This window comes from Arthrobacter sp. R4-81, assembly GCF_054792365.1.
On sequence record NZ_CP096445.1, the window covers coordinates 1,218,114 to 1,239,802 of the forward strand.

22 protein-coding genes are annotated in these 21,689 nt (G+C 62.5%); 12 read left to right on the forward strand and 10 right to left on the reverse strand.

Going from position 1 to position 21,689, the window contains the following annotated elements; all coding sequences use genetic code 11:
• Position 1: 1 nt before the first annotated feature.
• On the forward strand, positions 2-1,444 hold the full coding sequence (locus M1E05_RS05705; protein WP_458111746.1) for a dihydrolipoamide acetyltransferase family protein: 1,443 nt from the start codon (positions 2-4) through the stop codon (positions 1,442-1,444).
• A gap of 104 nt (positions 1,445-1,548) precedes the next feature.
• Here the strand turns inward: M1E05_RS05705 and M1E05_RS05710 are convergent, their stop codons facing one another.
• Positions 1,549-3,042 carry a right-handed parallel beta-helix repeat-containing protein gene (locus tag M1E05_RS05710; protein ID WP_458111745.1) on the reverse strand — a complete coding sequence of 498 codons (1,494 nt, stop codon included), beginning with the start codon at positions 3,040-3,042 and terminating at the stop codon, positions 1,549-1,551.
• Between the two features lie 465 nt (positions 3,043-3,507).
• Here M1E05_RS05710 and M1E05_RS05715 point away from each other — a divergent pair, with 465 nt between their 5' ends.
• Together M1E05_RS05715 and M1E05_RS05720 are read left to right on the forward strand one after the other, a co-directional pair.
• Positions 3,508-4,212 carry an SGNH/GDSL hydrolase family protein gene (locus M1E05_RS05715; protein WP_458111744.1) on the forward strand — a complete coding sequence of 235 codons (705 nt, stop codon included), beginning with the start codon at positions 3,508-3,510 and terminating at the stop codon, positions 4,210-4,212.
• 103 nt (positions 4,213-4,315) lie between these two features.
• Positions 4,316-5,131, forward strand: coding sequence for an MBL fold metallo-hydrolase (locus M1E05_RS05720; protein WP_458111743.1), 816 nt, complete (start codon positions 4,316-4,318; stop codon positions 5,129-5,131).
• Positions 5,132-5,419: 288 nt separating this feature from the next.
• On the opposite strand, the gene M1E05_RS05725 is transcribed toward M1E05_RS05720, so the two are convergent.
• Positions 5,420-6,154: a GAF and ANTAR domain-containing protein gene (locus tag M1E05_RS05725; protein WP_458111742.1), complete on the reverse strand. Its 735-nt coding sequence runs from the start codon at positions 6,152-6,154 to the stop codon at positions 5,420-5,422.
• Between the two features lie 163 nt (positions 6,155-6,317).
• Between M1E05_RS05725 and M1E05_RS05730 the strand changes: the two genes are divergently transcribed.
• The 3 genes from M1E05_RS05730 to M1E05_RS05740 all read left to right on the forward strand — a co-directional run bounded on the left by M1E05_RS05730 (position 6,318) and on the right by M1E05_RS05740 (position 8,772).
• Positions 6,318-7,550, forward strand: a complete 1,233-nt coding sequence (locus tag M1E05_RS05730; RefSeq protein ID WP_458111741.1) for a MinD/ParA family ATP-binding protein — start codon at positions 6,318-6,320, stop codon at positions 7,548-7,550.
• Positions 7,551-7,643: 93 nt separating this feature from the next.
• Entirely contained in the window at positions 7,644-8,096 is a 453-nt protein-coding gene (locus M1E05_RS05735; protein ID WP_458111740.1) for an SRPBCC family protein, read from the forward strand.
• 112 nt (positions 8,097-8,208) lie between these two features.
• Positions 8,209-8,772: a hypothetical protein gene (locus tag M1E05_RS05740; protein ID WP_458111739.1), complete on the forward strand. Its 564-nt coding sequence runs from the start codon at positions 8,209-8,211 to the stop codon at positions 8,770-8,772.
• Positions 8,773-8,794: 22 nt separating this feature from the next.
• Here the strand turns inward: M1E05_RS05740 and M1E05_RS05745 are convergent, their stop codons facing one another.
• Positions 8,795-9,532, reverse strand: coding sequence for an esterase/lipase family protein (locus tag M1E05_RS05745; protein WP_458111738.1), 738 nt, complete (start codon positions 9,530-9,532; stop codon positions 8,795-8,797).
• Entirely contained in the window at positions 9,529-10,329 is an 801-nt protein-coding gene (locus M1E05_RS05750) for an alpha/beta fold hydrolase (protein WP_458111737.1), read from the reverse strand. The genes M1E05_RS05745 and M1E05_RS05750 overlap by 4 nt, the downstream gene beginning before the upstream one ends.
• Positions 10,330-10,481: 152 nt before the next feature.
• Here M1E05_RS05750 and M1E05_RS05755 point away from each other — a divergent pair, with 152 nt between their 5' ends.
• Entirely contained in the window at positions 10,482-11,045 is a 564-nt protein-coding gene (locus M1E05_RS05755; protein ID WP_458111736.1) for a DUF2243 domain-containing protein, read from the forward strand.
• 10 nt (positions 11,046-11,055) lie between these two features.
• The gene (locus tag M1E05_RS05760; RefSeq protein ID WP_458111735.1) at positions 11,056-12,270 is read left to right on the forward strand and encodes an MFS transporter; all 1,215 of its coding nucleotides are present in this window, start codon (positions 11,056-11,058) and stop codon (positions 12,268-12,270) included.
• Between the two features lie 67 nt (positions 12,271-12,337).
• On the opposite strand, the gene M1E05_RS05765 is transcribed toward M1E05_RS05760, so the two are convergent.
• From M1E05_RS05765 to M1E05_RS05780, 4 genes are all read right to left on the reverse strand, one after another.
• Positions 12,338-12,583, reverse strand: a complete 246-nt coding sequence (locus M1E05_RS05765) for a hypothetical protein (protein ID WP_458111734.1) — start codon at positions 12,581-12,583, stop codon at positions 12,338-12,340.
• A 119-nt stretch (positions 12,584-12,702) separates the two neighbouring features.
• Positions 12,703-13,770 (reverse strand): hypothetical protein, encoded by a 1,068-nt coding sequence (locus tag M1E05_RS05770; protein WP_458111733.1) that lies wholly within the window; start codon positions 13,768-13,770, stop codon positions 12,703-12,705.
• Between the two features lie 116 nt (positions 13,771-13,886).
• Positions 13,887-14,402, reverse strand: a complete 516-nt coding sequence (locus tag M1E05_RS05775; protein ID WP_458111732.1) for a hypothetical protein — start codon at positions 14,400-14,402, stop codon at positions 13,887-13,889.
• Between the two features lie 249 nt (positions 14,403-14,651).
• Positions 14,652-14,840 carry a hypothetical protein gene (locus tag M1E05_RS05780; protein ID WP_458111731.1) on the reverse strand — a complete coding sequence of 63 codons (189 nt, stop codon included), beginning with the start codon at positions 14,838-14,840 and terminating at the stop codon, positions 14,652-14,654.
• A gap of 106 nt (positions 14,841-14,946) precedes the next feature.
• Here M1E05_RS05780 and M1E05_RS05785 point away from each other — a divergent pair, with 106 nt between their 5' ends.
• Both M1E05_RS05785 and M1E05_RS05790 read left to right on the forward strand, forming a co-directional pair.
• Positions 14,947-15,444 (forward strand): hypothetical protein, encoded by a 498-nt coding sequence (locus tag M1E05_RS05785; RefSeq protein ID WP_458111730.1) that lies wholly within the window; start codon positions 14,947-14,949, stop codon positions 15,442-15,444.
• A gap of 246 nt (positions 15,445-15,690) precedes the next feature.
• Entirely contained in the window at positions 15,691-16,188 is a 498-nt protein-coding gene (locus tag M1E05_RS05790; protein ID WP_458111729.1) for an Hpt domain-containing protein, read from the forward strand.
• 1 nt (position 16,189) lies between these two features.
• On the opposite strand, the gene M1E05_RS05795 is transcribed toward M1E05_RS05790, so the two are convergent.
• Together M1E05_RS05795 and M1E05_RS05800 are read right to left on the reverse strand one after the other, a co-directional pair.
• On the reverse strand, positions 16,190-16,975 hold the full coding sequence (locus M1E05_RS05795) for a response regulator transcription factor (protein WP_458111728.1): 786 nt from the start codon (positions 16,973-16,975) through the stop codon (positions 16,190-16,192).
• A 311-nt stretch (positions 16,976-17,286) separates the two neighbouring features.
• Entirely contained in the window at positions 17,287-18,300 is a 1,014-nt protein-coding gene (locus M1E05_RS05800) for a phosphatase PAP2 family protein (protein WP_461164713.1), read from the reverse strand.
• Between the two features lie 146 nt (positions 18,301-18,446).
• Here M1E05_RS05800 and M1E05_RS05805 point away from each other — a divergent pair, with 146 nt between their 5' ends.
• Together M1E05_RS05805 and M1E05_RS05810 are read left to right on the forward strand one after the other, a co-directional pair.
• Positions 18,447-19,418 carry an o-succinylbenzoate synthase gene (locus M1E05_RS05805; RefSeq protein WP_461165197.1) on the forward strand — a complete coding sequence of 324 codons (972 nt, stop codon included), beginning with the start codon at positions 18,447-18,449 and terminating at the stop codon, positions 19,416-19,418.
• 41 nt (positions 19,419-19,459) lie between these two features.
• Positions 19,460-21,565: a PhoX family protein gene (locus M1E05_RS05810; protein ID WP_461164714.1), complete on the forward strand. Its 2,106-nt coding sequence runs from the start codon at positions 19,460-19,462 to the stop codon at positions 21,563-21,565.
• The last annotated feature ends 124 nt before the right edge of the window (positions 21,566-21,689 follow it).

Genomic DNA, 21,689 nt, shown 5'->3' on the forward strand with positions numbered 1-21,689 from the left:
TATGAGCGAAACCAAAGTATTCCTCCTGCCGGACCTCGGCGAAGGCCTCACGGAGGCCGAACTTGTGAACTGGCTTGTCTCCGTGGGCGACGAGATTCGCGTCGACCAGCCGATAGCCGAGGTGGAAACCGCCAAATCCATGGTGGAAGTGCCGTCGCCCTACGCGGGCACTGTCGCGGAGCTTCATGGAGAACCGGGCCAGACATTGGATGTGGGTAAGCCACTGATCTCTGTCAGCACGGGCCCAGGCCTTGAACCGGCCCAGACTCCTGTTCAGGAAGCGGCTGAAACCTACCGGGAAGAGGAAAAGGCCGGCTCCGGCAATGTCCTCATCGGATACGGAACTCCGGGCGGAGCGGGTGCAGCACGACGCACGCGTGCACGAAAGGGCTCAGCTTCCCTCTCGTTGGTGGAGCCGGCAGAAGCGTCCAGGCCGGCGGCTGATCCTGGTGACCTCTCGCTACTCCGGACGCGAGTACCGGGAAAACTTGGAGCAGTCATCTCGCCGCTGGTCCGCCGGATGGCCCGGGAGCACGGCGTTGACCTGGGCGAACTGCACGGCTCGGGGGAGAGCGGCCTCATCCTGCGCCGGGATGTGGAGGCTGCCATTAACCCGAGGCCGGAGCAGGATTCCGCTCAGGCTGAAGAGCCTTATGCTGCCGACCCTGCTGCCAGCGTTGCACGCTCTTCAGAGAGCCAACTGGAGACAGATCCACGCAGCGGCCTCAAGATCTCCAGCCGCACGCCTATCCGCGGGGTCCGGAAAGCGACGGCTGCGAATATGGCCAGAAGCCGCTCCGAGATTCCAGAGGCGACCGTCTGGGTAGACGTGGACGCCACCGCGTTGGTGGAGATGAGGGCCTCCTTGAAGAAAGCGGATCCTCACAACACCCCTGGCCTTTTGGCCTTCATCGCCCGATTTGTCACAGCTGGGTTAAAGAAGTATCCGGAGCTGAACTCGCGCCTCGTTTCGGCTGATGACGGTCAGGGCGGTCAGTCTCAGGAGATAGTGGCCTTTGACGGCGTGAACCTCGGCTTCGCGGCCCAGACCGAGCGCGGGCTGATGGTGCCCTCCATTCGGAATGCTGATAAACGAACCGCCCGCGAACTTGATGAGGAGATCCGCAGGCTTACAGCGGTTGCGCGTGAAGGTAAGGCAACGCCCTCTGAGCTCGGCAGCGGCACGTTCACGCTGAACAACTACGGCGTATTCGGCGTGGACGGCTCAGCTGCGATAATCAACCACCCGGAAGTGGCAATCCTCGGCGTGGGGCGGATCGTCGACAAGCCCTGGGTGCTGAACGGGCAGCTGGCGGTCCGTAAAGTCACCGAGCTGACACTGACATTCGACCACCGCGTTTGTGACGGCGGAACGGCGGCCGGCTTCCTGCGTTATGTGGCGGACGGGATGGAGAACCCTGGGACTGTGCTGGCCGATCTTTGATGCCGCCGTTACAGGAGGTGACAGCTGGGGCACACGGAATCGCCGGTGCCTTGGCTGATGCGACTGAGTTTCTGGCAGTCAACAACAAAGTCCTCTGGCCGATGTCAGGCCCAGACGTCGCCTGAGACGTTGCCGCGTGAAAGGTTGTCAGTCGGTCCACCCATCACTAAAGAGTTGACTGAGCTTCGTGGAATGTAAAAACCGGAGCCTCCACATCCTACGGCAACATTGTCCCGGACAATGGCGCCGTCGACCCCATTCAACACATAACCATGGCGAGCTGCGCCGCGGATGTAGTTATTGGTCCAGACGATGTTCTGGGTGTTGGCCAAACCGTCATTCGTTCTTCCCGACCGCATGCCATAAGAAGAACCGCCTTCAATTATGTTGCCGGTAGCTATCACTGCCGAAGTAGCAAGCTGCATTGAGGGTGACGGAGTGCCGGTACCCATGTTGACCAAGTGATTATTGGTGACAATAATGCGGTCTGATGGATTAGTGGCACCGTTCGATGAAACTTTCATTTCTATGCCGTGGACGCCCATGTCTACTATGGTGCATCCATCTATGAGGCCACGTTGCGCGTCATAGGCGTCGATTGCGTCTCGTGTTCCATTGTTTAGACGGCAATGGAGAACTTTCCAGTACTCGGCGCCAGCAGAGAATTTGATCATGTCGCCCTTTGCTGTGTCGGTTCCCGCATCATGGAACCAGCACTTATCCAGGGTTACATGCTTCGTGCCTCTAGCGTGAAAACTGGCGTCTTCCGTATACGCGGTCCATTCGCAACCTTCAAATTCTACGAATGCATCAAGACCGGCCGTCAAGGTTAACGTTGTTCCGTCTATCGTCTTTGACCCTATTCGCCCAGGCACGGTACTAACCCCATCAAACTTGACGTTTTCAAACCGCCAGTTCCTAAAATTGCCGTTATTGACCAGTTGGAACAAAGTGCGGGCGTTGGATCCGTTTCCTTTGATTGTCATGTTCCGAATGAGTACGTCTGATGCTCCAACCTGAAACATGGCAGCGTTCAGAAGGAGAGTAGTGGCATCTACGCCTTCTCCTTCCAAGATCATCCCTGGCCTGGTTATTATTAGTCTCGTGCCCATTAGGTAGGAGCCCTTGCGAAGAAACACTTTCCCGCCTTTAGGCGGTATCAAGTTGTGACTCCCACCAATTTTTGGCTGAGCATCTGTAGTGCCGTCTGTTGGTGTGCCTTCCGCAACCGCGTCTATAAACAGATCACGGTTTCGCAAAGCCTTTTGGTTTCCCACCAATAGAGGTGCGAAGGCTGTAGTGAATCCTTCTGCTGCAGGACCATAGGTTGCAGACAGATCAGGAATTTGAGCAGGTGGGATTTTCGATTCGACATCTAGTGTCGCTACACCAGAGGCCGCGCCTTTTTCCGCAACGGGGACGTAAGTGTTCGGCGGGTTTTTGTCCCCTGGTGCAGCTTCAGCGTTTTTGGCGCCAATGGCTGAAATTGCGGAAGCACCCGTAAAGGCAGTTACTAAGGTTCCAAATCGGAGGAGACCCCGGCGTTTTATGCCGGCAACCGCGTCGGATGACAACTTCTTTCCAGCCTCGTCAGCCATGGCTGCACCGCGACACAACCGAGCGACTAGGGACGGCATGCTCAGTTGAGCGTGTGCAGACCGCACCCGATCCTGGATCCCAGAAGGACCTGTTCGCTTTAGTGCAGAGACGCGCGAGACAAGGGTTAGCAGTTCTAGGTATCAACACTTTGAGCCTCCCAAACTCATAGATTGCTGTACTTAGAAGCTAATTCGCTGAAATGGCCCAAACCACAGTGATGAATACGTGTTTTATTTCGTCCATTTACTTGCCGAAGGTGTTTAGTACGCAGTTATTAACTACCAACACTTAGGCGGCCGGTGGTAGTAGAAGCTCAATTTGACTGAACGTTGATCTAATAGTGAGAATAAATTGAGTAAAGTCGGTCTCTTGCAATGATCAATAAATGCATCTTCGAAAAACTGAATTCACAAGCCTTGACGCAATAGACTGGGTTGTACTTGAACCCTAGTTCCAGGATGTCTATGCAAGCCCAACGCTTCACGTCGGTACTTGTGGCATCGGCTGTGATTGCTTTCTCGGTTGGCTGCACAGCCAACCCGACACCCGTGGCACCCCTACCGTCCAGTGCCACACCTTCAAGCAGCCCGCAACAGTCAATCGACGAGAATCCCAGCAGGGCCGCTCCGGCCCCAACCTCAAAGTCCGTTACCTTCGCCGCCATCGGTGATTCGATTACCGAAGCCAATAGCAGCGATTTTTTGGTCGGCAAGATCGGGTCACGTTCGTGGGTGTCACATGTTGGGCCGGGGGCGAGGTTCGCCGGCGGCTGGGCCCTTAGCGGAGCTCGTTCTGCGGCCATGGCTGAGAACGCCAGTGACGTTGAGGCTGACGTCCTCGTCATCTTGGCGGGAACTAACGATGTCTACAACGGCGTGCCGTTCGAGCAGAGCGCCGGAAACCTGGTCCGCGTCGCAGAGAAGGTGGGCGCCCAGAAGGTGCTCGTTTCCGCCATTCCCCCTATCGATATCGAGCCTGGATTAGCCACGCGATTCAACCAACAGCTGAAACAGTTTGCGCTGTCACGAGGCTGGGTTTTTGTGGATCCTATGGCAGGAGTTCGCCAGGGGGACCGCTTTGCCCCGGGCATGACAACCGACGGCGTCCACCCCACGGAGGCAGCTGCGCAGGTGATTGGGGAGGCCTTGGGTAAGGCCATAGCGGAATGAAGCGCGCGGTTGTTGCGGGCCCCACAACCCGGCCGTCCCAAGCCTCACCGCGTAGAATCGAGGCCTGAACAACGCAGGTACACGCCGGAAGTACGGAGAAGTAATGTCACCATGGCAAGAAGTTGGCTCTGAAAACTATGTGCTCGCAACCCAGGGTTCACTGCTGAACACTGGCTTGGTTGTAGGTACGGAACGGGCCATGGTGATTGATACAGGTTGCGGTCCACGGCAGGCCCGGGAAATCTTGGACGCGGTCCGCGAAAAGACCCAACTGCCCCTTGTGGTGGTGAATACCCACGCCCACTACGATCACTTCTTTGGCAATTCGGTTTTCGCAGGCGCCGGGGTTACGGAGTTCTGGGCCCACGAGAACTGTGCTGCAGAGATTGAGGAAAACGGCGACGCCCAGCGCCGATTCGTTGCCTCCATTGAACCGGAGATGGCCGCTGGTGAAGGCGATAACGTGGAACTGGTGGTGCCCAACGCCATCGTCAAGGACCAGCCCGTGCTGGTTGATCTGGGTGGACTCACAGTAACCCTCTTCTGGCTGGGCCGAGGCCATACTGATGGCGATCTGCTGGTGGGCACTCCCACCACACTTTTTGCAGGCGATCTGCTGGAGCAGGGCGCGCACCCTTCCTTCGAGGACTCATACCCGGAGGAGTGGGCAGACGTCTTGCGGCATATCTCTGCGCTGAGGCACCGATACGAATTCCTCATTCCCGGCCATGGCGGTCCCTGCAGCGACCAGTTCGTGAAAACCATGGCCAATACCATGAGCACGGCAGTGCGCCAGGCCTGGCAATCCATCCGGGATACACCGTCGGATGCCACGAAGGCCATCCCTGTGCTTCCCTACGGCCCGGAACAATCCCGCTGGTTCATTAAGCGGCTCCAGGAGACCCGCGGCCACCACTAGGAGCTGGCCTGCCACCACTACGTTTAAGCGCCAGCTGGGCAGCACTCGGAAGCAATCGACTTTTCCTCGTGACAATCGGACCGTCAACATTCGGGTTACGATCACCGGAGTCTCCCAAGGAAGGTTCCCATGCCGTACATCGACATCAACCCGCATAAGCAGCGTCCAAAATGGGTAGGGCTACTGGTGCTTGCCGTCCTCTCGCTGGCGGCAGCCGCCGTCGTCGTCCTGGCTCTTAGCGCGCACTAGGAGACGCCTCTGGTAATCAGTGCCGGAGCGAAGTCAAAGCTAACCGTCGAAGTGCGTACTGACCTTCGCTCCTGAAATGTTGCCCAGCATTTCCTCGGCCACAACTCGCAGTTTCTGGTTGCGGTGGCTCGATACCTTTCCAAGGATGGCCATGGCCTCCTCCTGCGAGCAGCGGTTCTGGCCCATGATCACGCCGCACGCCAGATCAATGGACGTCCGGCTCTGCATTGCTGACTTGAGATCGTCAGCCAGATTTTGGACAGAACCCAGGCGGACCGCCAGGCGCAGAGCCCGGCCAGCGATGTCAGCGAAGTCCTCTGCTTCCCGCACCACGCCGTCCGTGAAGACGTTCGTTTCGCTGGCAAAGAAGTTCAGGGCCGCTGAAGAGTCATCGCCGATCTCCAAGGGTACGCCCAGAGTGCTGTAACAGCCGACTTTCTCCAACTCCGCCTGATAACGAGGCCAGCGGGGATCGCTGCGGACGTCCGCCAGCAGGACGGTACTTTTCACCCGCAATGCTTGAATGCAGGGGCCGTCACCCAGCTGCTGCTCGATCCTGTCCAGCTTGATCGCATGCGGGCTGCTGCCCGCAACGGTGTCCGTCCGCCGTCGCCGTTTCAGCGTGACCCCGACTTCCACAGTGGAGCCGCTTTCGCGGCTGAGGGCGGCAGCGGCCAATGAGGAGAGGTGCCCCAAAAACTCAGCAACGCTTTCGCTGCTGATGATGAGGTCCTGCAGTTCAAGAACGCGCTCACGTTCCGAGGAAGTGGTCATTCTTCAATGTAAATTGTGCTGCCCATGTGCACAACCAGAAGCGCGGGAGCGGCCCGAGCCCGCTCCAGAATCAGGAACTGCAGGCTAACCACCTAGAATTGCTAGCTGGACGAAGTTTTACGGCCTCCGCAGGTCTCAACTTGCGAGTTATGGGAGATCAGAAATGTCCGATTCTTTGGAAGACCGCACTGATGCAGCGCCAGGCCAGGAAGAGCCGCTGGTGCGCCGCCGCGACCGCCGTCGCACTGATGGCAGCGACGCCACAGGAACGATACCAACGGTACCCAGCGCAACCGGCTCCGTCGCAACCCTCGAGGCGGAGATCCCCAGCCCACCCGAACGTGAACCCTCCGGCTCCCCACTGCCGGATTCGTCCATAGATAACCGCCCGGCCCCTGATGCCGTGGCCGTTCCAAAGCGCGGAAAAAGCCGGAACGCCGCCCGGGAGGCCTTGGCCGATGCCCCGATGCCGGACTTCATCAGCTCACCGGGCCTCTTTGTCCGCGAGCAGAAGCCCCGCCCCATCGGAGGCTTCCGCGGCGTGCTCTACGCCGTCACCGGCGGCGCCCTGAATCTTGGCCCCAGCGCCCGCCAACGCGAGGAAGACGAACTCGGCCGCCGCATCTCACGGCAGCTGCAGGGCAGCTACAACACCGCGGTCCTCAGCCTCAAGGGCGGCATCGGCAAAACCTCCACCACAGTTGGCGTCGGCCTCACTCTCGCCGAATTCCGCGGCGACCCGCCCTGCGCCATCGACGCCAACCCGGATTCCGGCGACCTGGTGGAGCGCGCCCTCGGCGAAGGGATCTACCAGCAGGCCAGCCCGCGCACTATCACGGACCTGCTCAAGAACATCGAATCCATCGATTCGCTCACGGCCCTGGCACGCTACATGCACCATGCAGGCCGGTTGCACCTCATCGCGGGAGAGCAGGATCCTGAAGTCTCGGATTCCCTTACAGCTGAGGAATACCTGCGTATCCGAAAGCTCATTTCCAGCTACTACTCGATCGCCCTGACCGATTGCGGCACCGGTGTCACACACAACGCGATGAGCGGCATCCTGCAATCGGCGGACAATCTCATCATCGCCGCCGGCTACGCCGTCAGCGGTGCCAAGCGCGCCCGGAGCACCCTGCAGTGGCTGGCCCACCACGGCTACGAGGAGCTGGCGCGTAACGCCATTGTGGTGATCACGGACAAGGACGAGGTCTCCACCCGTGTGGATAAGGACGCCATCGAGGAGCACCTGTCAGGCATCTGCCGGCAACTGATTGCCGTTCCCCACGACAGGGGAGTGGCCGACGGCGACCTGGTCACCCTTGAGGCTTTGCGGCCCGAAACCCGGCGGGCCTACCGGGAAATCGCTGCCGCGATTGTGGACGGCTACGTCTAGGCAGGCAAGTCCCTACATCTTGACCCCTTAAAGACGGCGGCGGAGAATTTGTGCCACCTGACGAGTTCGTTGGGACCATCTGAAGGGACAGTCATGCCTGTCATAGAAGAAAGTGTCGTGCTTCATCGGGAGCCGGACGTAGTTTTCGACTTCATCGCCAACCCCACGAATCTCCCCGTGTGGGACAGCTCGGTGGTTGAGGCGGAGCAGGTCAGCGACGGCCCGCCCCGCGTCGGAACCCGTGCGCGTGGAACCAGCAAGATCTTGGGCCGCCGGTTCGAATGGGCAACGGAAGTCACTGAATTCGATCCGCCCAACCGCGTGGTCAATACCGCCGTTGACGGCCCCTTGAAATTCCAGGTGGCCCTTATTTTGGAACCCGTCGACGGCGGGACAAAGCTCACTTACCGCGTTGACGCCGAAACAGGCCTCGGTGGCGTCTTCGGCAAACTGGCCGATCCGCTCATCGAACGCGCTCAGGGCAGGACAATCCGCGCCAACCTGGAGTCTCTGGCCGAACTTCTTGCTGACCACCCGGCGGGCTGACACATGAAGGCGGCCCACGCCGATCGCGGCGGGTACCCCTACCGGATGGCAGGGGCAGTCATTGTGGCAGGCACCATTGTGGTGGGAAGTCGGAATCTCACCGGTACCACGCGTGTACACAACACCCCGGGCAGCGGACCGTCTGGCATTGCTGCAGCGCGGCCGACGTGGATGGGTGGCCGGGCAGTTCCTGACCGCCGCAGGAACAGCCACTGTGCCCGTCGGCTTCGCCCGCTTTGCCCAGGCCCTTCCGGATGGGCCTCCCAAGAATTTGGCGACGGCGGCGGCAGGAGCCTTGCTTGTGGGGGCGCCCTTGTTCGTGGCCGACCTCGCCGACAGGGGATCGGACCTTGAAAGGTTCGCCTACCGGCGCGGTCCGGTGTGGCCCTTCATTAGCTACTGCAGCCTCCACCTCGTGGCCCTCGCGTCATTGGGGACCGCTCTGCTGACAATGCCGGCCCAGAGCGACCCGGCACCGAGCACTCCGGCGCGGGGCGACCGGGCCAGGCGGTGGATCGGGCTGACCACCCTGCTGAGCGCTCCTGCGTTCGCAGCGATTCTTGTGGCCAAGAAGGACATACCGCCGTTCGTGTTCTACATGATGGAACAGGCTGTGGGCTTCTACCTTTGCTTCCACCGGAAGCCCGAAGCCACCCATACTGCACTCCAGCCCTAAACGTGCGGAGGCTGCAAACGTCCTAGAGCGGAATCTCTTCCAGGATGGTGCGGACGGTGTCCTGGTGCCCCAGGATCCGGAAGTGCCCCGGGACGTCCAGCTTGATGTTCCGCGCCCCGGGGAGGATGCTGCCCTCCGGAATGTGAGGATCGAACGGCCCGAACACCGATGTGATGCGGTGGTTGATGCGTTCTTCCCGGGCCAGCTGCAGGGTCAGGGCGTTCCGGGGGGAGAACGCCCGCAGGTTCGGCGCCAGCATGAAACGGGCGTACCGGGATCCCGAGAACGGCGAACAGACCGCCACCATCCGCTCGACCCGCCGCTCGCCGTCGTGCGTCATCATGAGGTATTTGCCGATCAGGCCGCCCTTGCTGTGCGCCACAATGGCGGCGTTCATCACGTCTGCGGCAGCCAGGTGCTTGGCCACCAGCTTGGCCGCCGCCGGTATGGCGAGTCGGTTCCGCTGCAGCACAGTGACCACGTGCACGGGGTGCCCCGCCTGATGCAGGGCAGTGATCAGGGGCAGCATGAACTGCCAGTTTTCGTACACACCGGGAATCACGACGACGGGGCGTCCGGTACCGCTGAGGAAGTCGTCCGGCTGGGTGCGGTCAAAGAAACTGCGGAGCTGCCGGCCGGTGGCATAGGCGTAGTCCTCCGTCCACCACACCGCTTTCTGTATGGCCCGCCGGGCCCTCAATGCCGTGCGGACTTTCTCTGCCGGCCGGGCTTTCCCTCCCCGCCGGGCGGCGCCATTCACCTCGGGCCGTCCTTGGACGCCACAGCGGGAAGGCCTGCGAACGTCCTGATCACCTCGGCAACCTTTTCCGTGGCCAGGTGCTGCACCACGTGTCCGCATCCAGGGAACTCGGCGAGCTGGCCGCCCGCCTGCCTTGCAAGCCTGCGCGCCCAATCCCCCTTGGCCACGGGATCCTGTTCACCCCTGATCACCAGGACCGGAGCCTTGACCTGTGCCACGCGTTCTTCCATGGGGTAGTCCATCATCACGGGCAGCTCCTTCAGGTACCAGCGCGGCCCGCACCTCCAGTAATCCGAGAAGACGATCCAGTTGGAGCTCCAAGATTCGGAGCCCACACCGTCCCGCATAAGATCCCAGGCCTGCTTGAGAACATGCCTCCGCTTCGGATCCACCACAGGCCCCATCAGCACCACGCGCGAAAACTGCCCCGGATCCTGGATGGCCGCCTCCACCCCGAACTGCGTACCCATGGAGTGGCCTATGACGACGCAGTTCTCCGTGATGCCAAGGTCTGTCAGGGCCACCCGGATGAAGGAGGCGTACTCCTCCACGCTCAATTGCCGCTTCGGCTTAGGCATTGAGCCGAACCCCGGGAGATCGATGGAGTAGGTGTCCGCAGACAAGGCCAGGGCCTTGTGCAGCCGGGCAAGGTAGCGGTGGGAGACGCCAATGCCGTGCACCAGGAGGAAGGTAGGCCCGCCGTCGGGATTTCCGCTGTTGCTTTTGGACGCGTAGATGCGCCCGCGGAGGCCCCCGTACTCGACGTCGGTGACGTCAGGCTGTGCGGAACGGTCCATGGCTTGAGGATATCGCCGTCCCGGGTTGGCGTTTCGTGGTCCTTTATCGGGAGCAGGTGCCGGATGCGGGGTGTGGGCATCTTCGTCGATGGACTTCATGGATAGTAAGCTTACTGTCTAAATGGCTGTGCCGAGCAGGAGCGGGGTTGCGGATGTCTGAGAAGCTGGCTTCGGAAGGTCGCGGGTGGAGGAGCGGAGCACCCGCCATCCGGCTGCCGGGGATCCTCTTGGGGATTGGCCTTGGCGGGTTTGTGGATGGCATCGTACTGCATCAGATCCTGCAATGGCACCACATGCTGAGCAGCGCGGACACCGCCAATATCCCGGTCGGACCCCATCCCGTGGATACGGTCGAGGGCCTGGAAATGAATACGCTGTGGGACGGCCTCTTCCATTCGTTCACCTGGCTGGCCGTGGTGGTGGGCCTAGCCATGCTGTATTCCAGGGTGGCAAAAGCCCGGGAGAGGGTCTGGGCTTCAAGGGTCCTCTGGGGTTGGGTCCTGGTGGGATGGGGAGCCTTCAACCTGGTGGAGGGCATAGTGAATCACCATGTCCTGGCCATCCACCATGTGATCAGCGGCCCCTGGCAAACTGCTGCCGACCTCCTGTTCCTGCTCTTCGGCGCCATCCTGGTGGTGGCGGGCTGGCTGCTCCAACGTTCCCGTCCCGCGGGGTCTGCTGGACTTGTTTCCGGGGCGGCGCGGCGGGACACCTAGGATAAAAGGGATGACCACCCAGCGCGCAGCCCCTCCGTTCAGCCTCCGGGGTATCGCCGTTCCCGCTTTCGGTCCCAGCCTGCTGTTCAGTTTGGGGGAGGGGGCCGTACTCCCCGTGGTGGCCTTGACAGCCCGGGACCTTGGCGCCTCCGTAGCTGCAGCCGCGCTTATCGTCACGCTGATCGGGCTCGGGTCCTGGTTCTTCAACCTGCCGGCTTCGCTGATCACCCTGAGGTTCGGCGAGAAGTCGTCCATCGTGGGCGCCGGAGCGGCGGGAGCACTGGCACTGACCGCCGCAGGGCTTTCCCTGCTGGTCCCCGATGGAGTCTGGCTGCTCGCAGCGGCGATGGTCGTCGTCGGGATGGCCTCTAGCGTTTTCAGCCTGGCGCGGCAGAAGTACCTCACGGAAGCAGTACCCGTGAAGTTCAGGGCAAGGGCTTTGTCCACTCTTGGGGGAATCAGCAGGATCGGGATCTTCCTGGGGCCCTTCATCGGTGCGGGTGTAATGCAGTTAGCTGGAATCAGCGGCGCCTACTGGGTAGGGGTGGCCGCGATGCTCGCTGCTGCCGTCATTGCCCTGACCATCCGGGAGCTGACACTCCCGGACACGGCTGGTTCGCAGACCGGACCGGAGCCTACCCTCCGCAGCGTTGGCTCCTCCCATGCAGGCGTGTTCCTCACTGTTGGCTTCGGGATCCTGCTGCTCAACGCCCTGCGTGCCTCCCGCCAGGTGGTGATCCCGCTCTGGGCCGACCACCTGGGGATGGATGCCACCCAGGCCTCGCTGATCTACGGGTTGTCCGGCGCGGTGGACATGCTGGTGTTCTATCCGGCAGGCAAACTGATGGACCGCAAAGGCCGGCTCTGGGTTGCGCTACCTGCCACGCTCATCATGGGGGTTGCTCTGTTGCTGATTCCGCTGACGTCCGGATTCCTGGGGCTCACGCTCGTCGCCATGCTGGTGGGATTCGGGAACGGCATCAGCTCGGGCCTCAACATGACCCTCGGAGCGGACTTCTCGCCCGAGCATGGCCGGGGGCAGTTTCTGGGCCTGTGGAGGTTCATCGCCGATGCCGGCTCCACGGGAGGGCCTGTGCTGCTCTCAGCTGTCACGGCTCTTACCTCGCTGGGTGTGGGAGTGCGCGCAACCGGGCTCCTGGGTTTCGCCGCAGCTGCCGTCTTCGCGGTGACAATTCCCCGGCTCAGGCACCGCCGGAACTACTGATTTCGGGGGAGGAGTCTGCTGGTTCCTTCAAAACCTCCGCTGTGCCGTTCTGAGCCGGCCTGATCTTTCAGGACAGTTCAACCCAGCCAAGGCTGCCGTCGTTATCGACAGCCCGGAGCCATTCGCTGCTGGTGCTCAGTACGGTGTCGATCAGGTCTGCGGTGCCCTGCGCTCGGATCTTCTCGATCACGACGAAGGCGGCAGCTGCCAACTGAGGCCAGGATTGGTCAAAGGCGGTGGAAGGGACGAGCAGCAGTGTGGCGCCGGCTGCCAGTGCGAACGCCACCTGAATGATCAGCACCCAGATGAGCATTCGTCCTCCGGATGGTGCGGTGGAGGCGTCCCGAACCTGGTGCTCGAAAACTGTCTCCGGCAGCGGCGAGGCCGGTGGAGGCTGCTACTGGTATGCGGGGGACGCGCACGCGGCCGCCCCTATCTTGAGGCACCGGTCCTCTGCCGGTTGGCCCGCCGTGTGCCCGGCTGAGGGGTTTCCTCTGAAGCAGTTCGGCGCAGGCGGCTCCGGCGTTGGATCAGCAGGGCCGTGGCGATCAGGGTCATCAGTACTGCTGCAGCGACGGCGGCCACCGGGACCCACTGGTTGTTGTCGTTCTGGACGGCAATGATGGGTTCGCCGGGGCCAGCATCAGGGAAGGTAACCGGGGCCGACGCTTCACGTTCCACCAGCCCGCTCTTGAGCTTGATACCTGCAGTCCAAGGGCCGTTGGGGAGTTCCCGGGGCAGTGTGAAGGTGACCTTCTGGGTTTTGCCAGGTGCGATGGTGGTTGCCGACTGGACGCTGAAGGGACCGGCAGACAGACCACCCGGTCCCGCGGTCAGGTTGAGCTCGCCGGTGATGTCCAGGGCTCGTCCGCCGGTATTGGTGACAAGGGCGCCGAGCTCTGGATCGCCCTCCTGGCTACGGGAAGGTGTGAGGGAGGCGATGCTGAAGTCGGCAGGCGGGCCGTTGCCCGGGCCGACGGAGAGGTAGATGCGGATGCCGACCCGGCTGGCCTGGACGACGCCTCCTTTGCCGGGTGCGCTGCGCATTTCTGCCCAGACGGCGCCGTACTGTTCGCCCTCCGGCGCGTTGGCGGGGACTTTGATGGTCACGAGGACCTCGGCTGATTCTCCGGCCCCAAGATCAACCTCCGGGTCTGCCAGGGTCGTCCAGGTGCTTAGTTCATTCCGCACCCCGGAGTCCTCGCCGACGAAGACACCGCCGTCGATGCGCGCCGCTCCCGAATAGAGGTGCACCGTTTGTGTGGCCGCGCTGTTGTTCTCGACCCGGATCCTGCGTTTGATCTCGCCGCCGGGGGCGAGACGGTCAATGATGTAGGTCCGTGCCCTCGGGTCATTTTGCGTACTGGCCGGAATATCCAGCAGCTGGATGCTCAGATCAGCCTTGGCGGGGGCGGTTGCAGCGGAAGGGTTCGTGATGGCGGATGCCGTGGCTGGCACTATCTGGAGGAGTGCCAGCAGGATCATCACGGACACTGTCATCAGGAAACGCAAAACGGGACCTCGTCTTGAAATAGGGGAACTGGTGGGTGTGCCCCCGGAGCGGTCGCCTGCAAACTGCAGGCGACCGCTCCGGATCTGCTACTTGCTGACTGGTCTTAGAGGAGCGAGTGGGTCAGGGTTGCCGTGTAGGTGTCGGCCAGCGCATTGGAGGGTGCAGTGACGCTGAGCGTGGCTCCCCAGGTGGCGGTGTTGTTTCCACTGACGCCGGTCGCGGCCTGAACTGTCTTGGCCGTGGATAGGTCCGTCTGGGTGGTGGGAGCGACGGTGGATGTTCCGGTTTCATCAGCTGCGGCGGGGGCGTAGCTCGCGGCGGTTGCCGGGATGATGTTGGTGGGGGTCGCACCGACAAAGTTGCTGAGGGAGACCTGGGCGCTCCAGTTGGCTTGACCGGCGCGGTTGTCTGTAACCGCTACACCGGAAAGACTGGCAGATGCGGTGCCGCCGGGGGTCAGGGCGCTCAGCGCGGTATTGGCCGGGGCGGAGATACCAATGGAACCGGCGGGCACCTCCACGGTGGCGGTGGTGTCGGCGGCGGAAGCCGGAAGGGCCATGAAGCCGATGAGTGCGGCGGATGCGGCTGCAACAAGGGAAATACGGGAAATACTACGCATGGGTTGAGACCTTTGCTTATAGAGTGTAGCGATCACGGAAATGTCCCGGATGAAGAATCCGCTCCGCCCGCGGCCTGTTCGCAAAACGACGCGGCTGGAGCGGATTCCTCCCGGTTATTCGAAGCTAACAGCCCCAGCACCCAAGCCGGCCAACGCGGGCAGGAAGCTTTCCCAACCCTTGAGCTTCTTTGAGATACCTGCGCCGGGCCTGCGTAAATTTATGGTTACTGCGGAAAATCTGAAGAAAGCTCAAGCCCTGAACCCGATCGACAGGACCTGGTGCCGGCGCGGCGACAGCCCGACCTCTGGGACCCGCACAGCGGGAATCCGGACCAGAGAAATGGTGACGGCGGTGCGCGAGGAGGTGTGGAGATGGCCCGAGTGCTGTCCGTCGCCTTGCCGATCCCAGCCGATGGTCCCTGCATTAGTATGGGTCAATCCGCAATTTACGGCCTGTTGCCGGGACCCAACTAAGGAACGGCCAGGGCAGAACCGATTCGATTCAGCAGCAAACGAATTGACCGGAATGGCAGGGGGTGCCACAGTGACACGGGGAGACGACGTATGGGTCACCGACCCTGCCACGCTCCGTGAGATCATCCTGGACCGGGCAGCGTTGACGGCGCGGCTGGATTCGTGCCCCGATCTGGAGCGGGTATGGATCCTTGCCCTGCTGGGACGGTTCGAGGAAGCGGCTGCGCGCGGAGAAGAGCTGCTGGCATCAGCATCCAAGAGGTTTCACCCGCTGCTCGCCCTCGCCCGCGTGTACCAGGGACAGTACCGGTGGCAGGAGGCGGCGTTGCTGCAGGAGGAGGCCCTGCGCCTCGCCAGGCGGCGGGCTCGGGAAGCCACCGTACGCTACGAGATCGGCCGACGGCTTTTCCATGAAGCGAAATACGGGGAGTCTGCGGCTGAATTCGAATGGTCCGCGGACCTCCATCGCACAGCCGGCAGGTCTCAGAAACGAGTACGCGCTGCCGAACAAGCGATGGCCAGAGCCCGGGAGCTCGCCGCCCATTCATTTCTGGACGCCCCGACCTAAGCACTGTCCATCATTTGCGCGCCAATTCCTTGGAACCGTCGTCGGAAGGCCCGGATAGTTGCGGCTCGGCGGGGATCTAAGCAGCCCTGGCCTAAAGCACTCCATCAGTTTTATGTCCATGGGCGCGAGGCCCCTGGGTACAGAGTGTCCTTGAGCTTTCTGCCGTTCGCAGGGTAATCGCAGGCTTTCCGCAGCATCTGCCGGAGAATCATCTTTGGCCGAAGTTCAGCACCTAGCCTTTAGAACATGTACATTTCAGGTCCTCAATCGGGCGACAGAGGTCGCGACACTGCCCTGCCGGCTTCCTCTGCAGGCCGCTTCCGGGCAAGCCCGAGCCTTGAAGGGGGCGAGCCGCGCTGGATCGAGAGTGCAGTTCTTGATGACTTGGAGGCCCAGATGGGAAGCCGGGACATCGTCGTGCGTTTCGCCCACGACTACGCCCAACTGTGGGTACAACGGCACCACTCCCTGATGACAGCAATTGAGCGTCAGGATCATCAGGCGGCCCTCGATGCAGTCCTTAGCCTAAAGAACTCCTCCGGGATGGTCGGAGGGCTACGGCTGGCAGGTCTGGCGGAGACGCTTGAGGCGGCTATCCGAATGGGCGAGGTCGGGGACATGGGACAGGAGCTGCTGGAAGCGGTGACGCGGCAGGGCCAGGCAACAGTAAACGAGTTGCAGCACAATTACCTCAGGGACAACCCTGCCGGCGTGCATGCCTTGAAGGATGATTCCAGGCTGTGACCTAGACATCCCGGTTCTCACCCTTCGCCGGAGTCAAGCGATAGCCCAGGCCACGGACTGTCTGCACCCAGTGGGGTGCTTCAGGATGCTTTTCGCCAAGCTTACGGCGGAGGTTGCCTATATGAACTTCCACGGCACGCTCGTCGGCTTCACGAAGATGGTCATCGGGATACTCACCCCTGACGACGCGCACCAGATCGGATTTAGTGCGGATTGCTCCCCCTCCTCGGAGTAGCTCATGCAGGAGATCGAACTCCTTCCGCGTGAGGTCCAATGCCGACCCGCGCACGGCGGCTGTGCGGGTACGGAAGTCCAACGTCAACCCTCTGTGCCGGAGGATGTGCTCGTCGTGGCGTACTTCGGCAGACGCTCGGGCTTCCTGGCGAGATCTGCCCTCATGCCCTCTGGATGGTTCCTTCCGCGGGCGGCGCATCATCGCGGCTATTCGCGCCCGTAGCTCGAGGGGGCGGAATGGTTTCATGATGTAGTCGTCAGCTCCGCCTTGAAGTGCACTCAGAAGATCGGACTCGGTAGTTCTGCCAGTGAGCATAACCACATACCCGGTGCTGAACTGGCGGATCCGCCGAAGGACTTCAAAACCGTCGATGTCGGGAAGCCCCACATCGAGCGTCACGACGTCGGGTTGTTTATCACGGACGACAGCAACGCCCTCACGTCCACCGGATGCTGAATAAACCTCGAATCCCGCTTGATTTAAAACGGCTTCCAGAAGGTTTCGCATATCAGCGTCATCTTCAATTATTACCGCCACGCCAAGATCACTCATGGCCCCCCATGTGTTTTATGTGAATTCTCTTACCAAGATGCCGGTGCGAGTATTCATTCCCCCATTCTTCTAAGCTACAAGGGAACGGACGTAATCGGTAAGTTTCGGTGGAACTGAGAATTACGTTCGCTGGGTTGAACCCGAACCAGCTGCCCCGACTGGGTAGCAGCAGGTGTGGTTCTGGGAGCTCAAAACAGCTTCTACCGCTCCCCAATTGGGTAGAGGTTAGCCAGTTTGGGCGTGGGCCACCCGCTTGGGCGGAGGGCTACCCGGTTGGGCGGAGGGCTACCCGGTTGGGGGAGGGGGCGGGCCTAGCGCGCACACGTGTGCCGCCGTCGTACTGCATGCCCGAAAAGCCAAACTCCCGCCAGGGTGGCCGCATATCCGCCGATCACAATGAGCGAGACGCCAGCCCAAAAATAGCTGATGGTGCTGCCGGCCAGGCCCGCTCCCGGCCCGATCATCAGCAGCGAGTAGGCGGCCACTCCCGCAGATGCCAGGCAGGTCAGCACCGGGAGGATCACCCACAGCCGCAAGGACCCCAGCTGCCGTCCGTAGCCCTCCCATACATTCCATTTCGGGCCGGTTCGGATCACCAGCCAGCCCGCGGGGAACATGAATACCCCCACCACCAGGAACGCCGCAACGACGTCCGCGGGGCGGTGCCACTGGTTGATCAGGGTGGAAACCCCGCTCGCGACGGCGAAGCTGCCGCCCAGGAATCCTGCGAGCGGACGCCAGCGCGGTGAGGCCATGATGAACACCGCTGCTGCGGCGGATGCTGCGAGGGTGGTGTGCCCTGACGGGAGTGAGTTCAGGTCGAGGGTGGTGACGCCCCGGAAGGGCCGGACGGGAACCAGATCCTTGATGACCTGCGTGGCAAGGTTCGCGGCCACACACGCAGTCACGGTGATCCCGGCTGCCATCCACCGCTGCCGGATGACGCACACAAAAATGACCACAATGATGGCCATGACAAGGGAGAGCGTGGGAAGCCAGTCGAGTAACTTCGTGGCCGCCTTGCCTGCCGGTCCGTGGATGGCTACCGCCTCAACCAAGGCCGATTCGTCGATGTACTGGCCAGTGGTGGTGCGGACAAAGAAGTAGTACGTCCCGGCAACGCCAGCGGCGGAGGCCAGTGTAGCCAGCAGGAAAAGGAACCCGGAAGCGAAGCCGCCTCGGCTGAAGTCGCTGCTGTTTTGTATGTCACTCTGAGCGTTACTGCCCCTACGGTGGCGCTGGGTGGCTGCTTCATCGAGTCCGGCAGCCTGATGGTCAGCGCCTGAGGACGCCTGAGCGCTTAAGGGTTGGCCGCTGTGTGTCATCTTTCCCAGATTGCCACAAAAGCCTGCGAACTGCCTGAAGGTAGAGTGGCGCTGTGTCCGAGTCCCCAGCCGCCTCCCTGCTGAATGACCGCGGCCTCCCGCCGTGGGAGGAAATCCGCGACGGCGCCCGCGTTGTCAGCCTGCCCATGCGCGTGAAGTTCCGCGGGATCCTGCGCCGGGAAGCGCTCCTGCTCGAGGGCCCCAGGGGCTGGGGTGAGTTTGGCCCCTTTCCCGAATATGCCGACGCCGAAGCCTCCCGCTGGCTCGCCTCGGCCATTGAAGCAGGCTGGCACGGCTTCCCCGAACCGCTGCGCACACGTATTCCCGTCAACGCCACGGTGCCGGCAGTTCCCGCCAGCCAGGTGCCCGAAGTCCTGGCGCGCTTCGGCCGTGTGGACGCGGTCAAGATCAAGGTCGCCGAGCGCGGTCAGTCCCTGGCGGACGACGTCGAGCGCGTCGCCGCCGTCCGAACCGCGCTTCCCAAGGCGGCCATCCGCGTGGACGCGAACGGCGGCTGGGACGTGGCTGAGGCGGTTCACGCACTGACCCGGCTCGCCGACGTCGGGCTTGAGTACGCCGAGCAGCCCGTCCCGGACATCGACGGCCTTGCGAAAGTCCGCCGGCGCCTTCAGGCGGCCGGAACCCCGGTGCTGATTGCCGCGGACGAGAGCGTCCGCAAGGAAGAGGACCCGCTGAAGGTTGCCCGTGCCGGAGCCGCCGACCTGATCGTGGTGAAAGTAGCACCGCTGGGCGGAGTGCGGCGGGCCCTGGAGATCGTGGGCCAGGCCGGACTTCCCGCCGTCGTGAGTTCCGCCTTAGATACTTCGGTGGGTATCCGAGCAGGGCTCGCGCTCGCCGCTGCGCTCCCCGAACTGCCCTACGCCTGCGGCCTGGGGACGGTGTCGCTGCTCGCCGGTGACGTCACCCGGGATTCCCTGGTGCCCGACGACGGCGCCATCCGGCTCCGAGGCGTTCTCGCCGACCCGGGACTCCTGGCCGAGTTCGCTGCGCCGCCCGATCGTGTGGACTGGTGGATGGAGCGGCTGCGACGGGTCTACGTCCACCTTCAGTTCACCGAAGCTTCACCGGGCCGTCCTCCGGGCTTCGCACCGCGCTGACAGGGTGGGCGGGACCGCATCTCACCCCCTGGAAGGTCCCCATGCCTGATATCTCCACCCCGGATACTGCCCGGCGCAAATTTCCTTTTCTCCCCGTGCTTCCCATGCTCGGTCACACGAAAGGAAAGCGCAGCCCCGTCACCTGCGCCCTGAAATGCGACAACGCCTGCTCCGGCGAAGTCTGCAACACCAGCTCCAACTCCTACTTCCGCGACATCGCCTCCGCCACCATGTCCCGCCGCGCCGCCCTTGGGTTCGGCGCCGCCGGAGCCCTCGCCGTCGTACTTGGTGGCTCGTTGAGTTCGGCAGAAACAGCAGTTGCCGACGGCGGTCCGGGCCTCGCGCCCGCAGCGAAAAAGGGCCTGCATTCCCGGCTCCAGTTCACTGCCATCGCTCCCGTTGACGCCGCCGTTGACGCCGTCACCGTTCCCGAGGGCTTCACGTGGAAGCCGGTAATCCGCTGGGGCGATCCGCTCTTCAGCGACGCCCCCGCTTTTGACCTGTCGAACCAGACGGCTGCTGCCCAGGAGCGCCAGTTCGGCTACAACAACGACTACACGGACATCCTGGAGATCCCCGGCAGCAAGGGCCGCCGAGCGGTGCTCTTCGCGAACCATGAGTACACCAACGACGCCATCATGTTCCCGCCGAGCATGCCGGCTGACCAGGTGCGGGCCGTCGGTGCAGCTGCCCACGGTCTGTCCGTGGTGGAGCTCGAGCGCCAGAACGCGCGCAAACCATGGACCTACGTTCAGGACGCCCCGCTCAACCGCCGCTACCTCAACGAGACGGTCTACGAGCTCACCGGTCCTGCCGCCGGCTCCGAACTGGTCAAGACCGTCGCCGACCCCTCCGGCAAGGCCATCAAGGGAACTCTGGGCAACTGCGCCGGCGGAACTACGCCCTGGGGCACCATCCTTTCGGGGGAGGAGAACTTCCAGGGTTACTTCGCAGCCGCCGGCACGTCCGCCGCTGACAAGCGGTACGGCCTGACGTCGTCGGCCACTGCCAGGGGCTGGGAGCTGGACGATCCCCGCTTCGATACCCGCAACGCCGGGTACGCGAACGAGGCCAACCGCTTCGGCTGGATCGTCGAGGTGGACCCCTTCGACCCGACGTCGACCCCCAAGAAGCACTCCTCCCTGGGCCGCTTCAAGCACGAGGGCGCCAACGTGATCGTTGCGGACTCCGGGCATGTAGTGGCTTACTCCGGAGACGACGAGCGCTTCGACTACCTGTACAAGTTCGTCTCCCGCGACAAGTACATTGAGGGCGACCGCGCCCACAACATGACGCTGCTCTCCGCCGGCAACCTGTACGTCGCGAAGTTCACGGGCAACTCGCCCCTCGCCGAAATCGACGGTTCCGGCGCCCTGCCGGCAGACGGGGAGTTCGACGGCACCGGGCAGTGGCTGCCGCTGGTGGTCGACGGAGCCTCGGCGGTTGCCGGAATGACCGTGGCCGAAGTCCTCGTCTACACCCGCTTGGCCGCGGACAAGGTTGGCCCTACCAAGATGGACCGCTGCGAAGATGTGGAGCCCAACCCGTTCACGGGCAAGGTGTACGTCGCGTGCACCAACAACTCGGACCGCGGCAAGGCCGGCAAGGAAGGCGCCACCGAGGTCAATCCGCGCAACCTCAACCGCGACGGTCACATTGTGGAGATCACGGAGAGCGGCGACCAGACTGCCACGAACTTCAACTGGAACCTGCTGATGGTGTGCGGAGACCCGGCCCAGGGCGACGTCACGTACTTCAGCGGCTTCCCTGTGGACAAGGTTTCGCCGATTTCCTGCCCGGACAACCTGGCATTCGACTCGGTTGGAAACCTGTGGATTTCGACCGACGGCGCGCCCTCGGGCATCGGCAAGGCTGACGGGCTGTTCAAGGTCACCCTGGAAGGTGCCGAGCGCGGCCGTGTGGAACAGTTCCTGGCCGTTCCGCAGGACGCCGAGACATGCGGCCCCATCATCCACGATGCCGAACGCAACGTGTTTGTCGCCGTCCAGCACCCTGGCGAAGACGGTACGTTTGCAGAGCCCCGGTCACTGTTCCCGGATTACGTTGCTGCCGGAGCTGTTGCTGCTCCGGGCACGGCCCGCGCTCCCCGTCCGTCCGTGATCCAGGTCTTCCGCATCGACGACTGACGCTCCCTACCCCCCCAACGCTCCCTCACCTTTCGTCGGTTTTTTGGGGACGCTCCTTCACCTTTCGTCGGTTTTTTGGGAACGCTCCCTCACCTTTCGTCGGCCGCACGGCGGAAGGTGAGGG